General features: G+C 32.7%; 16 protein-coding genes. 1 reads left to right on the top strand and 15 read right to left on the bottom strand.

Annotation, left to right across the window (positions count from 1 at the left end; all coding sequences use genetic code 11):
- Positions 1-13: 13 nt before the first annotated feature.
- The 11 genes from glyS to FM121_RS06540 all read right to left on the bottom strand — a co-directional run bounded on the left by glyS (position 14) and on the right by FM121_RS06540 (position 10,412).
- Positions 14-2,089 carry a glycine--tRNA ligase subunit beta gene (gene glyS, locus FM121_RS06590; protein WP_086951378.1) on the bottom strand — a complete coding sequence of 692 codons (2,076 nt, stop codon included), beginning with the start codon at positions 2,087-2,089 and terminating at the stop codon, positions 14-16.
- 1 nt (position 2,090) lies between these two features.
- Positions 2,091-2,990: a glycine--tRNA ligase subunit alpha gene (glyQ, locus tag FM121_RS06585; RefSeq protein ID WP_086951377.1), complete on the bottom strand. Its 900-nt coding sequence runs from the start codon at positions 2,988-2,990 to the stop codon at positions 2,091-2,093.
- A gap of 285 nt (positions 2,991-3,275) precedes the next feature.
- Positions 3,276-4,049, bottom strand: coding sequence for a DNA repair protein RecO (recO, locus tag FM121_RS06580; protein ID WP_256958423.1), 774 nt, complete (start codon positions 4,047-4,049; stop codon positions 3,276-3,278).
- Positions 4,050-4,116: 67 nt separating this feature from the next.
- On the bottom strand, positions 4,117-5,022 hold the full coding sequence (era, locus tag FM121_RS06575) for a GTPase Era (RefSeq protein WP_086951376.1): 906 nt from the start codon (positions 5,020-5,022) through the stop codon (positions 4,117-4,119).
- 12 nt (positions 5,023-5,034) lie between these two features.
- Positions 5,035-5,430: a diacylglycerol kinase family protein gene (locus FM121_RS06570; protein WP_179203822.1), complete on the bottom strand. Its 396-nt coding sequence runs from the start codon at positions 5,428-5,430 to the stop codon at positions 5,035-5,037.
- Positions 5,414-5,890, bottom strand: a complete 477-nt coding sequence (gene ybeY, locus FM121_RS06565; RefSeq protein WP_086951374.1) for an rRNA maturation RNase YbeY — start codon at positions 5,888-5,890, stop codon at positions 5,414-5,416. Before ybeY ends, FM121_RS06570 begins: the two co-directional genes overlap by 17 nt.
- 2 nt (positions 5,891-5,892) lie before the next feature.
- Positions 5,893-8,097: an HD family phosphohydrolase gene (locus FM121_RS06560; RefSeq protein WP_086951373.1), complete on the bottom strand. Its 2,205-nt coding sequence runs from the start codon at positions 8,095-8,097 to the stop codon at positions 5,893-5,895.
- Positions 8,098-8,127: 30 nt separating this feature from the next.
- A complete protein-coding gene (locus FM121_RS06555) occupies positions 8,128-9,087 on the bottom strand; it encodes a PhoH family protein (protein WP_256958422.1) in 960 nt (319 codons plus the stop codon).
- 128 nt (positions 9,088-9,215) lie between these two features.
- Complete coding sequence (locus FM121_RS06550; RefSeq protein WP_086951611.1) at positions 9,216-9,659, bottom strand: GatB/YqeY domain-containing protein; 444 nt, start codon at positions 9,657-9,659, stop codon at positions 9,216-9,218.
- Between the two features lie 24 nt (positions 9,660-9,683).
- Positions 9,684-9,860, bottom strand: coding sequence for a 30S ribosomal protein S21 (gene rpsU, locus FM121_RS06545; protein WP_086951372.1), 177 nt, complete (start codon positions 9,858-9,860; stop codon positions 9,684-9,686).
- A gap of 111 nt (positions 9,861-9,971) precedes the next feature.
- Positions 9,972-10,412: a Fur family transcriptional regulator gene (locus FM121_RS06540; RefSeq protein WP_086951371.1), complete on the bottom strand. Its 441-nt coding sequence runs from the start codon at positions 10,410-10,412 to the stop codon at positions 9,972-9,974.
- A gap of 86 nt (positions 10,413-10,498) precedes the next feature.
- Between FM121_RS06540 and FM121_RS06535 the strand changes: the two genes are divergently transcribed.
- Positions 10,499-11,332: a pyruvate, water dikinase regulatory protein gene (locus FM121_RS06535; protein ID WP_086951370.1), complete on the top strand. Its 834-nt coding sequence runs from the start codon at positions 10,499-10,501 to the stop codon at positions 11,330-11,332.
- 46 nt (positions 11,333-11,378) lie between these two features.
- Here FM121_RS06535 and FM121_RS06530 read toward each other — a convergent pair whose 3' ends face one another.
- The 4 genes from FM121_RS06530 to hslV are packed head-to-tail and all read right to left on the bottom strand — an operon-like array spanning position 11,379 to position 15,064.
- The gene (locus FM121_RS06530) at positions 11,379-12,251 is read right to left on the bottom strand and encodes an aldose 1-epimerase family protein (RefSeq protein WP_086951369.1); all 873 of its coding nucleotides are present in this window, start codon (positions 12,249-12,251) and stop codon (positions 11,379-11,381) included.
- Positions 12,252-12,271: 20 nt separating this feature from the next.
- Complete coding sequence (codY, locus tag FM121_RS06525) at positions 12,272-13,072, bottom strand: GTP-sensing pleiotropic transcriptional regulator CodY (protein WP_086951368.1); 801 nt, start codon at positions 13,070-13,072, stop codon at positions 12,272-12,274.
- A 32-nt stretch (positions 13,073-13,104) separates the two neighbouring features.
- On the bottom strand, positions 13,105-14,502 hold the full coding sequence (gene hslU / locus FM121_RS06520; RefSeq protein ID WP_086951367.1) for an ATP-dependent protease ATPase subunit HslU: 1,398 nt from the start codon (positions 14,500-14,502) through the stop codon (positions 13,105-13,107).
- Positions 14,503-14,515: 13 nt separating this feature from the next.
- Complete coding sequence (gene hslV, locus FM121_RS06515; protein WP_086951366.1) at positions 14,516-15,064, bottom strand: ATP-dependent protease subunit HslV; 549 nt, start codon at positions 15,062-15,064, stop codon at positions 14,516-14,518.

Below are 15,064 nucleotides of genomic sequence, written 5' to 3'. Positions count from 1 at the left end.
TCTTTTAAAGTAGTTACTTAACAATTAATTTGTCTAAACTCGCAAATGATAATGCCATAGCTGCTATTTCACGAAGTTGAACTAATCGGTTATTGCGAATTTGCTCATCTTCTACCATCACCATCGTATTATCAAAGTATGATTCAATAAGTGGATTTAATGCTTTTAAAGCCTCAAATACTTCAGCAAGTGATAAACTGTGGGCTGTTTCGGTAATTTGTTTGAAAGCTTCATATAATGCTTTTTCTGAATCATTTTCAAATAAATCAGGATTAACTTTAACTGAGGTATTTAAATCTAGTTTACTTGCTAAATTAATAACCCGTGTCAATGATTCCACTGTTGGTTTAAAGTCACTTTTTTCTGCATTATCTCTTAAAATTGTAGCAATCTCAAACATTTGATTTAAGTCGTCCTGTTTGCTTTCCACAACAGCTTCTACAATATCATGACGGATATTCTTTGTATTAAACCATTGTTTCATACGTCCCATTAAGAAATTGTGAATTCCTTCTTTTGTATCATTTAGATGTAAGCCAAAGATTGCTTGATTATTATTAATTTTTTCTTCAATGACAGTCTGTAATTGTTCGAGTGGGAATTTCCATCCTTTACTCTCAATAATTCTAATATTACCGTAAGCTTGTCGTCTAAGAGCATACGGATCATTTGAGCCTTTGGGTGTTAAACCGACTGAAAAGAACGTCATCAATGTATCTAATTTGTCTGATAAAGCAAGAACAGCACCAATATTACTCTCAGGTAGCTCACCGTCACTTGATTTAGGTAAATAATGTTCTTTAATTGCTTGTGCGACTTCTTTAGATTCATTATGTAATAAAGCATAACGTTCACCGATTACTCCTTGAAGTTCAGGGAATTCGTCGACCATTAAGGTTACCAAGTCGAACTTGTAAATTTCACTCGCTCGTTTTAGGTGTGTCAATTCTGCTTTTGTTAAACCGACTTCTGTTCCTATAATTTGTGCAATTGCACCCACTCGTTCTTGTTTTTCATAAATTGAACCGATTTTTTCATGGAAAGTTACTTGTTTTAATTTTTCAACATAGTTTTCGATAGGAATTTTAACATCTTCCTGGTAGAAAAACTCAGCATCTTCTAACCTTGCTTTAAGAACTTTGGCATTGCCTTTTGCTACATTATCAATGTGCTCAGCATTACCATTTCTAACTCCAATGAAGTGATTTAATAATTGGTTATTCGTATCTAACACTTCAAAATAACGTTGGTGCTCTTTCATAGAAGTGATTAATACTTCAGCAGGAACCGATAAATACTGCTCTTCAAAATCACCAACGAAAGCAGTAGGATATTCAACTAAATTGTTAACTTCTTCTAACAGTTTTTCATCCAAAGGAATAATCCAATTATTTTCTTTAGCAATAGCTTTAATTTGTTCTGAGATGAGTTCCTTTCTTTTAACAGGATCTGCAATAACATATTCTTGTGCTAGCATTTTTTCATAATCTTCTGCATGATTCATCGTTGTTTCCTGTCCTAAGAAACGATGTCCACGTGTTGTGCGTCCACTTCTAACTGAAAATAGTTCCATATCAATCAACTTGTCATCTAGTAAACTAATTAACCAGTGAACTGGACGAATAAATTTATAATCATAATCAGCCCAGTGCATTGAAACAGGGAAAGTCATTTGAGTGACAATACTTGGTAAATTAACTAAAACTTTTTCAGCCTCTTGACCTTCAATGAATTTATTAACATAGACGTATTCTTCACCGTTAAACTCTTCAAAAAATAAGTCATCAGTTGTCGCTTGTTGTCCACGAGCAAAACCAATTGCAGCCTTGCTCCACTCACCTTGATCATTTTGAGCAATTCTTTTAGCAGGGCCTTTAGCTTTTTCTTCAATATTTTCTTGTTTTTCAGCTAACTCATTCACTCGAATAGCTAAACGTCTTGGTGTTGAAAAAATTTCAATATTACTAAAATTTAAACGATTATCTTTTAAAAATTGAGTTGTTTTTTCAGCTAATTGATTAGCACTAGGTGTGACAATATGTGCTGGTATTTCTTCTAAACCAATTTCAAATAAAAATTGTTTTGTCATCTTATTTTTCCTCCTCTGATAATTTTTTTAGGAGTGGAAAACCTAATTTTTCTCTTTCTTCAACGAATGACTTAGCAAGTTCACGAGCCATATTACGAATACGAGCTAAGTAACCAGCTCTTTCTGTTACAGACACTGCTCCACGAGCATCTAATAAGTTAAATGTGTGGCTACATTTTAAAACAAAATCATAAGCCGGATGAACTAACCCTTTTTCAATACAGCGTTTCGCTTCTTTTTCATATGTATCAAAAAGTCCTAACAGCATGTCTTGATTACTTACTTCAAAAGAATATGTTGAATGTTCAAATTCTGGTTGGATAAATATTTCTCCATATTTAACACCTTGTGTCCACTCTAAGTCGTAAACACTATCCACTTCTTGAATATAAGAGGCTAACCTCTCGATACCGTATGTGATTTCTGAGGTTACAGGTTTACACTCTAACCCGCCAACTTGTTGGAAATAAGTGAATTGAGTAATTTCCATACCATCTAGCCAAACTTCCCAACCAAGACCAGCACAACCCATTGAAGGATTCTCCCAGTTATCTTCAACAAAACGAATATCATGTTGCAAGGGATCAATTCCCAATAATTTTAAACTCTCTAAATATAATTCTTGAATATTTAAAGGAGAAGGTTTCATAACTACTTGAAATTGATGATGTTGATACAGACGGTTAGGATTTTCTCCATAACGGCCATCATTGGGACGTCTTGAAGGTTCTACGTATGCTGCATTCCAAGGCTCAGGTCCGATAGCTCTTAAAAAAGTATAAGGGCTCATTGTTCCAGCACCTTTTTCAGTATCATAAGATTGCATGAGCATGCAGCCTTGATTTGACCAGTATTTTTGAAGCGTTTGAATCATTTCTTGTACAGTTAACTTGTGACTCATCTTTTTTCCTCCTTTAATTGTATACAAAAAGTCCCTATGTTTGCTTAAACAAACATAGGGACGATAATTTAATTTATCGCGGTTCCACCCTACTTCCAATCCAAATGATGACTGGCAGCTTCATTACTTTACTCAAGAGTGCCTTTTCAAAAAAATTTTATTTCTTGGCTTCCACTTTCCCAAAATCGCTATCAATAAATTTCTTTTTACTTTTCTCTGTCTACGTAAACAATATTTATAATTTTATATTAATCTTTAGAACGATTATTGTCAATATGAAAGAGATTATTTATCCTCTTTCAACATATTTTCCCACGATTTCATTGTTGTAATAAATTTTTTGCTTTTCAATTGAATCCCTACGTATTCATCATATAATTCATCAAGTGTTTTTCTAATTGAAAGTTTTGTTTCAGGTTTTAGTTTTATAGTACTGATTTGCTTATAATTAATTCTTGAAAACAGGCGAATAAAATGAATAGCATTCATTTCAAAATGCGATCTTCTTTCATCCATGTGAAAATGAGATTCGCACAAGAGCCCTGAATAAGAAGAAGAAAAATCAAAGCGACCTTCTGTTTTACCACATATCGCACACCGATCCCAATTAATTTTCACACCAAACCTTTCTAAGATCTGAACTTCAAAAATATTAGTGATGATTTCTGGGTCATAGTTTTTCTCTAAAAGAGTTAATGCTTCTAATGTAAAACCGTACAAGGCTGGATCATAAACACCATCCTCAATTGCTGTATCAACTAAATTCAACAAATAAGTAGCATAGGCAGAAATAAAAATATCTTGCTGAATATTTTTAAACGGATAGATTTCTTTTACATTATTTAAAAAAGACAAACCTTCTAATTTTATGTCAGCTATGTACACAGCTTTTGTATATGGTTGGATAGCAGCTTGAAAAGGGTTATTTTTTCGATTAGCATTTTTAACAAAAAACATTTTTTTTCCATGAGATTCAGTAAATAATTTGACTAATTTATCCTTTTCTCGATAATTTTTTGAAAATAAAACAAGTGCCTGAACTTCTTCTTGATGTCTCAAAAAACCTGTTCCTTTCTTATAAAAAAAGATTGAGGTTGACGAAATGGTCAACCTCATCATTTATTTTTTAATAATCCATTTCGCGATAACCGAAATTTTGTAAATCTTTTTGTTTATCACGCCAATTTTTTTGAACTTTAACCCATAATTCAAGATAAACTTTATCACCTAATAAATTTTCAATATCTTTACGACTTTTAACGCCAATGTTTTTCAGCATCTTACCGCCTTTACCAATGATAATTCCCTTTTGACTATCACGCTCAACGATAATAGAAGCTTGAATATGAACTTTATCATACTCATCTCGCTTCATACTTTCTGTTACCACAGCAATCGAATGAGGGACTTCTTGTTCAGTTAAGTGAAGTACTTTTTCTCTAATTAACTCTGATACGATAAAATACTCAGGATGGTCTGTTACTTGATCTTCTGGGTAGAACTGTGGTCCTTCCGGAAGGTCTCCCACCAAAGTTTTTAGAAGAGTTTCTACATTATTACCCTCAGTTGCAGAAATAGGGATAACTTCATTAAATTCTAACTCATTTTGGTAGTCTCTAATGATTGGTAATAAATCATCAGGTTTTACTGTGTCAATTTTGTTAATGATTAAGTAAACTGGCGCTTCTGATCGTTTTAATCTTTCAATAATAAAATCGTCTCCACGTCCTCTTGGTTGGTCTGCACTAACCATAAATAAAACAGCATCCACTTCACGTAAAGCGCTGTAAGCTGTCTCTACCATAAAATCACCTAATTTAGTTTTAGGCTTATGAATTCCTGGTGTATCAATAAAAATAATTTGTTCTTCTTTAGTTGTATAAACACCTTGAATTTTATTACGAGTGGTCTGTGCCTTATCACTCATTATCGCAATTTTTTGAGCTACAATTCTATTTAATAATGTTGATTTTCCAACATTTGGGCGCCCAATAATTGCAACAAAACCAGACTTAAAACCTTCTTTATACATCATATTCCTCCATTATATTATCATTTGCCATATTTTAGGTATAAAAATTACAATACCTATTAAACATGCTAGAACAGCACTTAGCAATACTGCACCTGCTGCCATATCTTTTATTTTTTTAGCAAGAATATGATAGCTCTTATCTGTCACTAAATCAACAATTGTTTCAAATGCTGTATTTATCGTTTCTGTTATTAAAACTAAAAAGATAGCTACAAGAATAAATAACCATTCTATATTAGATAAATGAAATAGAAAACTTAAAAAAATCACTATAATCATTAAAGAAATATGATACTTCATATTTCTTTCTTCTTTCAAAACAGTTACCAAACCGTTAGTAGCATGTCTAAGTGACTCAAAAAATGATTTGTTCTTTCTTATTTGCTTGTTATCTTTTAAGTCCATAATCATCTAAAATCTTTCTTTGAAGACCAAACATTTCTTTTTCATCAAGTTCAGTCATGTGATCAAATCCGTTTAAATGCAAGAAACCATGTACAACTAAAAAACCTAGTTCTCTTTCAAAAGAGTGATTAAATTCAGCTGCTTGTTCAGCTACTTTTTCTACTGATACAATAATATCACCTAAGTTTCTGGGGATTCCAAATTCTGAGAAATCGACAGATAGTTCGTCAATCCCTTCATCTTCTAATGCAAAACTAATGACATCAGTTGGCGCATTTTTATCTCGATATTGGCGATTAATAGTATGAATTTCTTCGTTGGTCACAAAAGTCACTGACATCTCCGTATCATCTGCTAAATCTAGAGTAGATTCTTTTGAGGCAAACTCAATGATATCACTTGTGAGTTTTAACTGAGTATCAGTTATTTTTTTTGTTTTATCAACAATTGTAATATCCATTTTTAGACCTTTCTTCCTTCCTGTTCTTGTTTCATTTTTTCTGCTTCTGACTTCATTTTTGGGTATTTAATCCGCGAATGGAAGGTACTACATAAGCCATCAACAATTGATTTTTCAATTATGGCAATTTCGTTTAATGTTAAGCCACTTTCGTTTAATTGTCCATCTTCAAGTCTTGAACGAATTAAGCCATGGACAAATTCTGAAATTTTTTGATTAGTTGGATGATCCATCGCTCTAACTGCAGCTTCTGCACTATCAGCGATATTTATAACACCAGCTTCTCTTGATTGTGGTTTAGGACCTGGATATCGAAACATCTCTTCCATAGTATCTGCGTTTCGTTCTTGTTCTTTAATATAAAAATACTTCATCAACGTTGTTCCGTGATGCTGTTGACACACATCTATAACAAATTGAGGCATTTTTGCTTCTTCTAAAATTTTAACCCCTTCAGTTACATGACTAAAAATAATTTCTTTACTATCAGATGGCAGTAAAAAATTATGTGGGTTTTCAACACCATCAGGTAGGTTTTCAACAAAAAAGTTAGCGTGTTTTATTTTTCCAATGTCATGGTAATAGCAGGCTACCCTAGTTAATAATGATCGCCCACCAATTTCAGCTACTGCGTTAGCACTAAGACTTGCAACCATCATACTATGATGGTATGTTCCTGGCGCTTCCTGTAACAATCTTTTAAGCAATGGTTGGTTTGGATTACTTAACTCATTTAAAATAATAACACTGTCATCTGTAAATAATAATTCAATATACGGATGCAGTCCAATCGAAAGAATAAAGGAGAATATTCCACCAGCCGAAGCAATAAAAAGACTTGTTAATGTTTTGCTATCACCGAAGTCTAAACCTTGATAAGCAGTTAAGATAGCAATAAATACGAAAGGAACTATAATTAATAAGAAAAAGGCGGATTTAATTTGAGATTCAATTCTTTTTCTGACTAAAAATGTTGCAATACACCCACTAAAGGCGTAAAACAATGTAATAACAAGGAGCGTTGTGGTTCCTGCTAAATTATAGAAAATAAAAATAGAGAAAATGGATTGGAACATTGCTATTAAAAGTCCCCACTTTCGGCTCATAAACATTGTTAAAATTACTGGAACAAATGCCGAAGGGAATAACAGCGACACATTACTAAACGTATCTTTTTGAAATAAATAAAGTAACTTCATAAAGAAAATTGAAATTAAAATACTACACACATAAAAAATAGTATTTTTCATAACAGTGTCTTCATCATCTTCAGTTTTAGAAATAAAATAAATTAAAGACAATTGTAAAACTAAAGTCAGAACCAAAGCTAACATTGGAAACACAGAAGTTGATTGATTAGCTAATCCTAAAATTTTTATTTTTTCCATTGCCTTTGAATCAATCTGTTCAGCTTCACGAACAATAATTTCACCTTGATAAATCATTACTGGTTGGACATTATTTTTGGCATTTTCTTTCATTTGCTCTGTAGCTTTTTCATTAGCAACTTCATTAACAACGATACTTTTATCAATGATAGAATTAATTGCTTGTCTCATGCTTGTTGTTATGTCAATATATTGCAAACGCTCTTTAGCGTTTTGCTTTTCAGTCTGTAAATTTGAATTTCTAATTTTACGATTCATGACTTCACTAACGACTGATTTACTTTCTTCTTTAACTCGTTTTAAATCACTAGAAGAATACGAAAATAATTGTTCATAAAAAGAATCAGGATAGGATTGAAAGTAAGCTAAATCATTAGGATTAAGCTTTTCAAATTGAGATTTCAGCATAGGAATTTTCTCTTCAACACTGACTTCGTTTACTGTTTTTTTATCCTTATCTTTAGCTTTACTCACGTTATCATTGTACGTTTTTTCAGCATCTGAATTAGTTTTCTCAACCATTTCAAACATTTTAGAAACTAAGGTACCTTGTGCATCAGCTTTAGTCCCATCATAAGTATATTCTGGTGAAATACTTTCTATTGCAAGTCTCTGTTTTTCTTCTGTTTCAGATTTATTTTCAATTGTTTTATTAGCTCTTACTGTCTCTTCTGCTAACTGCCCCTCTTTAAAAACTTTTTGCTTTTGTGCAACACTGCCCCTCATAAAAACAAAAAGAATAATTGACATAACAATCAGAATAACCGGAATAAACTTCTTATCTAGCAAATTCGGTATTTTTTTTATATCAATTTTCATTACTATCCTCCTTTACTAAATGTACCCTATTTAACCAGCAGAATACGCTTTAATAATATCAGCAACTACCGGGTGTCTCACGACATCTGTTGTAGAAAACTCAACAAATTTTATTTTTTTGATTTCTCTTAGAATTTCCTGAGCATGTACCAATCCACTTGTTACCCCTTTAGGTAAATCTATTTGCGTCGCGTCTCCATTAATAATCATTTTTGATTGATTACCTAATCTTGTTAAAAACATCTTCATTTGTGATTTAGTCGTATTTTGTGCTTCATCTAGGATCACAAATGCTTCTTCAAGAGTTCGTCCTCGCATGTAGGCTAAGGGAGCAATCTCTATTACCCCTCTATCCATTAATCGATTCGTATGCTCCATCCCTAAAATAAGATACAAAGAATCATAGATAGGTCTTAAGTAAGGATTTACTTTTTCTTGTAAATCTCCTGGTAAAAAACCTAAGCTTTCACCCGCTTCAACTGCCGGACGAGTTAGGATGATTTTTTCAACTTCGCCATTTTTTAAAGCTGCAACCGCCATACAAACCGCTAAAAAGGTTTTTCCTGTCCCAGCCGGGCCCACTCCAAAAACAACATCATTTTTTTTGATTGCTTCTACGTAATTCTTTTGCCCTGTATTTTTAACTCTAATAGGAGTTCCCTTAGAATCTTTGATAATTGTTTTTTCATATAATGATAAAAAATTAGCCAAATCATCTTTTTTAGCCATTTGAACAGCCGTTACAATATCTGTTGTATTAATCTTATGTCCCCTCAAAGCCAATTTTTGAAGGTTCTTTAAAATCTCATGGGCATAAGTAACATTAGGCTCTAGTCCTTTAATTTTAATTACTTCACCACGACTAGTTATATTTATATTTAAATACTCTTCTAACATCGTTAAATGCTTATCATGTGCCCCAAATATTTCATTAACTTCTACCTGTTCATTTAAAACAATATCAATTGATTTTTCATCTACATTTGCCAAATAACTTACAGCTCCTTTAATAAACTATCATTAGTAAATAATACCATAAATATTGATTATGAAAAAGGGAGAGCTAAAAATAGACAAAAAAATAAGCAGTGAGTTAGATACTCACTGCTCAATGGATTCTAAGATATTAATTCTTTAACCAAAGCATTAATTTTTTGTCCGTCAGCTTTGCCCTTTGTTTTAGGCATTACAGTACTCATTACCTTCCCAAAATCCTTCATTGATGTTGCTCCCACAGATGCAATAGCCTCTGTAATAATAACTTTAAGCTCATCATCTGAAAGTTGTTCTGGTAAATAGCGAGCAACAATTGAAATTCCACTTTTAGCTTGTTCAACCAAATCTTGTCGATCTGCTTTTTCAAACTCAACGAGTGACTCTTTCCTTTGTTTCATTTCACGAGACACTAAAGTCAATTCTTCTTCAGGAGATAAATTATCCCCTTTACTGATTTGTTCATTTTGGATAGCAGTTTTAATCATTCTAAGAATGGCTAAAGTTTCCTTATCCCTGCTTCTCATCGCTAATTTAATATCATCATTTAACGTATCTAAAAGTGACATAATATCAGATCCATTCATTAAAAACTAGAATTTTTTACGCTTTCTTGCAGCTTCAGACTTTTTCTTACGCTTAACACTTGGCTTTTCGTAAAATTCACGCTTGCGGTATTCTTGTAAAGTACCAGTTTTTGAAACGGAACGTTTAAAGCGACGAAGAGCGTCATCTAATGATTCGTTCTTACGAACAACAGTTTTTGACATATAAATCCCTCCCTCCAAACTTTTAGGTAACCGTTTTTCATAAATTACATTAAAACAAAAAACCGTTCGTAGTATATTATACCTAATGTGTTTTTTTCAGTCAACTACCTCTTAAGGTTTTTTTGAGCATTTTTGACATTTTCCTAAAATTTCGAATCTATGTGATTCAATTTCACAATCTGGAAGCTGTTCATTAAAAAACGTCATAGGGCATAGATTGATCTCTTTTGTAGCACCACAATCTGTACAAATAAAGTGATGATGATGTGAATGTTTGTGACAACTAGACACATCACAATGAAAACGAACTTTTTTCTCACCCATTAATTCAGTTTCCTCAAGTAATCCCATTTTAGTAAAATCTCTTAAATTACGGTAAATAGTATCATAACTAATTCCAGAATGTTTTTTATTCATAAAGTCGAAAACTTCGATTGCACCAAGGTATCTGTTCTCTTGAATCAAAAAAAGTAAAATTTCTTCTCTTTTTTTAGTATATTTGTAGCCATTTTCTTTCATAATTTTAATGGCACTTTCTAATTGTTCTTTCACTATTTCACCTCACTAACTTCATTACGTTAACTACATTATATGATATAATATTCCATATGTAAAAAAATCGAGAAAGGAACAACTAAATGACCAACAACCAAATTTATATGTACATTATTTCTGATTCAGCTGGTGAAACAGCTTCTAAGCTAGCTCACGCTTCAATTGCTCAGTATGACCAACTAGACGTAGATGTCCAATTATTAAAGCAAACTTTCATCGAAGACCCTAGTGATTTAATGGTTGCCTTAGAAGAGGCAAAAAATTTAAACGCTATTGTACTTCAAACTCTGATTTCTGAAAAGCTAGTTCGGTTATCTAATGACTATTGTCAAAAAAATAATTTATTTACAATTGATGCTCTGTCCCCTATCGTTAATGAAGTAAAGAAAAGAACAGGCATTGAACCTAGCCGCGTTCCCGGAGCGTTACATTTTTTAAACGAAAACTATTTTGAAAGAATTAATGCTATGGAATTTGCTGTAAAATACGATGATGGTAAAGACCCTCGTGGTTTCTTAGAAGCGGATATTCTTTTATTAGGAGTTTCAAGGACTTCGAAAACACCTCTAAGTTTATTCTTAGCCAATAAAAATTTAAAAGTTGCCAATTTACCATTAATTCCTGAAGCTCATATTCCTTCACAAATTTGGGAAGTTGATCCCAAGAAAATTGTCGGACTGACCAATGATCCTAAAATTTTAAATGCTATTCGTGAAGATCGGATGCGTTCATACGGATTGAGACCAAATACAGCCTATTCTGATATTGGTAAAATAAAAGACGAGTTAAAGTTTGCTAATGAGCTTTACGAAAAGATTGGATGCCTTATTATTAATGTTGCCCAACGTTCGATTGAAGAAACAGCGTCGATTATTTTAACAGAACTTGGATTAGAAGATCACAGCTATTTTTGCTAATTTAACATCAAAGAGGTTAACGTGAGTTTTCACATTAACCTCTTTTTTATTTAACCGAAATGATAAAACTCTTTTCAAAAAGATCATCTTTGTGAATTAAATTCATTCCAACTTTTTCCTCTATTTTACCAGTAGATTCAATTGTATCCGCAATGCCAGCCCAAGGCTCGATACAGACAAAAGGGGCTTCTTTTGGATAAGGTGACCAGATACCAACATAAGGTAGCTCCTTATATGAAATTGTCACACCATGCTCTGTTACATCTGATAAAATTGAAAAGGCATTTTCACCTTTTGTTTCTAAAACAAGCGCATCCTTTTCGAAGATACTTCTTTCAATTTGTATGGATGTGTTTGTTTGAGCCAAGGTTTTTTCTGCTAAATTAATATATGCTCCATCTAATGGTAATGTAAATCTAGATTTTGAAGGGGCAAAATGAAGATAATAATCATTAAAATCTGTATTATCAGTGAGAGGAATATTAAAAGCAGGATGGCCTCCCACACCAAAGTACATTTCTTCTGATCTAGTCGTTACTTGATAAGTGATTTTTAAATCGTTAGCTTCTAATTGATAAATGATTCTAAAATCAAAGTCAAAAGGATAATTTATTAACGTATCAGCGTCACTACTTAGTAAAAATGATGCTGAATTCATAGTTGTTTCTTCTATTTTGAAATTCATATCACGAGCAAATCCATGTTGAGACATTTGATATGTTTGTCCCTTATAAGTGTATTTATTTTCTTTTAATTTTCCAACGAAAGGAAATAAAACAGGCGCATACCTTCCCCAATATTTATTATCAGCTTGCCAAATATATTCTAAATTAGCTTCTTTTAAAATAAAACTGCATAATTCTGCACCTTTTTCATTAATCTTTACTTGGCACGTACTATTCTCCAAAATAACTGACATACTATAACCTCCTACAAAAATTAAATAATGGTTTCTTTTTTTAATTCTTCTTTAAATCGGTCATTTTTGATCTTAATGAATGTTCCTTTCATACCTAAAGACCTAGCTTCAATAATTCCTGCCGATTCAAGTTTTCTGAGTGCATTGACAATAACTGAACGAGTGATACCAATCTCATCAGCAATTATCGATGCTGTAATACGTCCTTCGTTTCCTTCTAAAGTATCAAAAATTGCTTTTATAGCTTTTGTTTCGCTATAAGAAAGAGTGTTTATTGCCATTTTTACATTAGTTGATTCTCTTACTCTTTTTTCTATTTCTCGAGATTGCTGATACAGTATTTGCATACCAACTACAGTTGCACTATATTCTGCCAAAACGAGATCATCTGAATTAAAAGGTATTTCCAAGCGGCCTAAAATAATGGTTCCTAAACGTTCGCCCGCACCATAGATAGGAACAACCGTTGTGTACGCTTCTCTGATACCCGTTTCTTCCCGAAGTTCAATCGGGAAAACGGTCATTTCACTATCTATTTTAATATTTTCAGTTGTTAAATCAACATGGGAGATACTACGGATGTAATTTTTAGGGAATTGTTGTGCTAGTAACATATCTTTTACTCGCTCATTATTGAAGTCATGTAAAACAATGTACCCTAAAACAATTCCTTCTTTATTAATAATATACGCATTACAATCTAAAATATCTCCTAATGTATCAGCCATTTGGTTATAGGGTAGATCAGAAGATAAACTAAATGTATTTTCTTTTTGTAATAATTCATTTATCATTCGTGTTTTCACTAGTAATGTATCCATTAAAAACTCCCCCTCGAATATAATCAACTTGGTTATAAAATATAACGACTTAAATCTTTATCCGTTGCTATATGGTTTAATTTTTCGTTGACATAGCTTTCAGTTATTGTAATCTCTCCCATTTGCATATCTGGCGATTCAAATAGTAAATCTTCTAATAATTTTTCAAGAATTGTGTGTAAACGTCGAGCACCAATATTATCTGTTTCACTGTTCACGCTGAAAGCAATTTTGGCAATCGTTTCAATTGCTTCTTTAGTGAATGTAACCGCAATATTTTCAGTGCCTAAAAGAGCAATATATTGCTTCACAAGAGCATTATCTGGTTCTGTTAATATTTTAATGAAGTCCTCTGTTGTTAAGTCATCTAATTCAACTCTAATTGGAAAACGGCCTTGTAATTCAGGTATCAAATCACTCGGTTTACTCAGATGGAAAGCTCCTGAAGCAATAAATAGGATATGATCTGTTGAGATTGTCCCGTATTTAGTACTAACAAGGGAACCTTCAACGATTGGCAAAATATCACGTTGAACACCTTCTCTAGAAACCTGACCAGAATTTTCTGATTTTGATGTAATTTTATCAAATTCATCAATGAAAATAATTCCGTGATTTTGAGCCAAACGGATTGCTTCACTATGGATATCAGCATCATTCACTAATTTTTCTGATTCTTCATTAATTAAAATCTCACGTGCTTCTTTTACTGTTAATGTCCGTTTTACTTTTTTCTTAGGTGTTAATGCACTTAAGGTATCATTCAAATCAATACCCATTTGTTCTAATCCGTTATTCATGGCAGGAACATTTTTCTTTTCTTCAACTTCAATCGTAATTTCTCTATTTTCAAGTAAACCTTTTTCAAGTTGAGATTGAACAGTTTCGCGACTCACACGTATTGAATCATTGACTTCTTCTTTTTCTTCCTCTTGATTATTTCCCATACCATTCATCATATTCATCATCATATCAAACTGATTAGTATTTTTCTTTTGTTCTTTTTTAATTCCAGGAACCAATAATTTTACTAAACGTTCCTCAGCTTTTTTTAATGCTTGTGAGTAAACACGACTGTATTGTTCCTTTTTAACAATCACAATGCTTGATTCTACAAGATCACGAATCATCGATTCCACATCACGACCTACGTATCCAACTTCTGTAAATTTAGTAGCTTCGACTTTTACAAAAGGAGCGTTTACAATTTTAGCTAAACGTCGAGCAATTTCTGTTTTACCGACACCTGTTGGTCCAATCATTAAAAGGTTTTTAGGGGTGATTTCTTGTCGCATGTCTTCATCTAGTTGCATACGACGGTATCTATTTCTTAAAGCAACAGCTACTGATTTTTTAGCCGTATGTTGTCCAATAATATACTTATCTAATTCAGATACGATTTCTCTAGGTGTTGTTTGATTAGTTGTCATAGTTATCATTCCTTTAAAATTGTTCTACAATAATATTGTGATTGGTATAAACGCAAATATCTCCAGCAACATTTAAAGCTGCTTCTGCAATTTCACCTGCAGTTAATTCTTCTTTACCATTCGCTTTTAACGCTCTAGCTGCTGCTAATGCGTAGTTACCGCCTGAACCTATGGCTAAAATACCATCATCTGGGGCAATAACCTCGCCGGTACCTGAAACGACTAACATTTCTTTGTCATTCATAACAATTAGCATCGCTTCAAGTTTTTGCATCATCTTATCGCTACGCCATTCCATTGCAAGCTCTACAGCTGCTCGCATTAAATTCCCTTTAAATTCATTAAGCTTACCTTCAAATTTTTCTTCTAAATTAAATGCATCTGCTACACTACCAGCGAAACCGACAATCACTTGATCATTGTAAATTCGACGAACCTTTCTAGCAGTTCCTTTCATCACAACTGATTCTCCCATTGTTACTTGTCCGTCTCCGGCCATTGCAAATTTTCCGTCTTTTTCAACAGCACAAATTGTTGTTGAATGAAATGTTGTATATCCCAT

Origin of the sequence: Vagococcus fluvialis bH819 (assembly GCF_900163795.1) — a bacterium.
Classification (GTDB): Bacteria; Bacillota; Bacilli; order Lactobacillales; family Vagococcaceae; genus Vagococcus; species Vagococcus fluvialis_A.
This window is presented reverse-complemented; position numbering and strand designations above follow the sequence as displayed.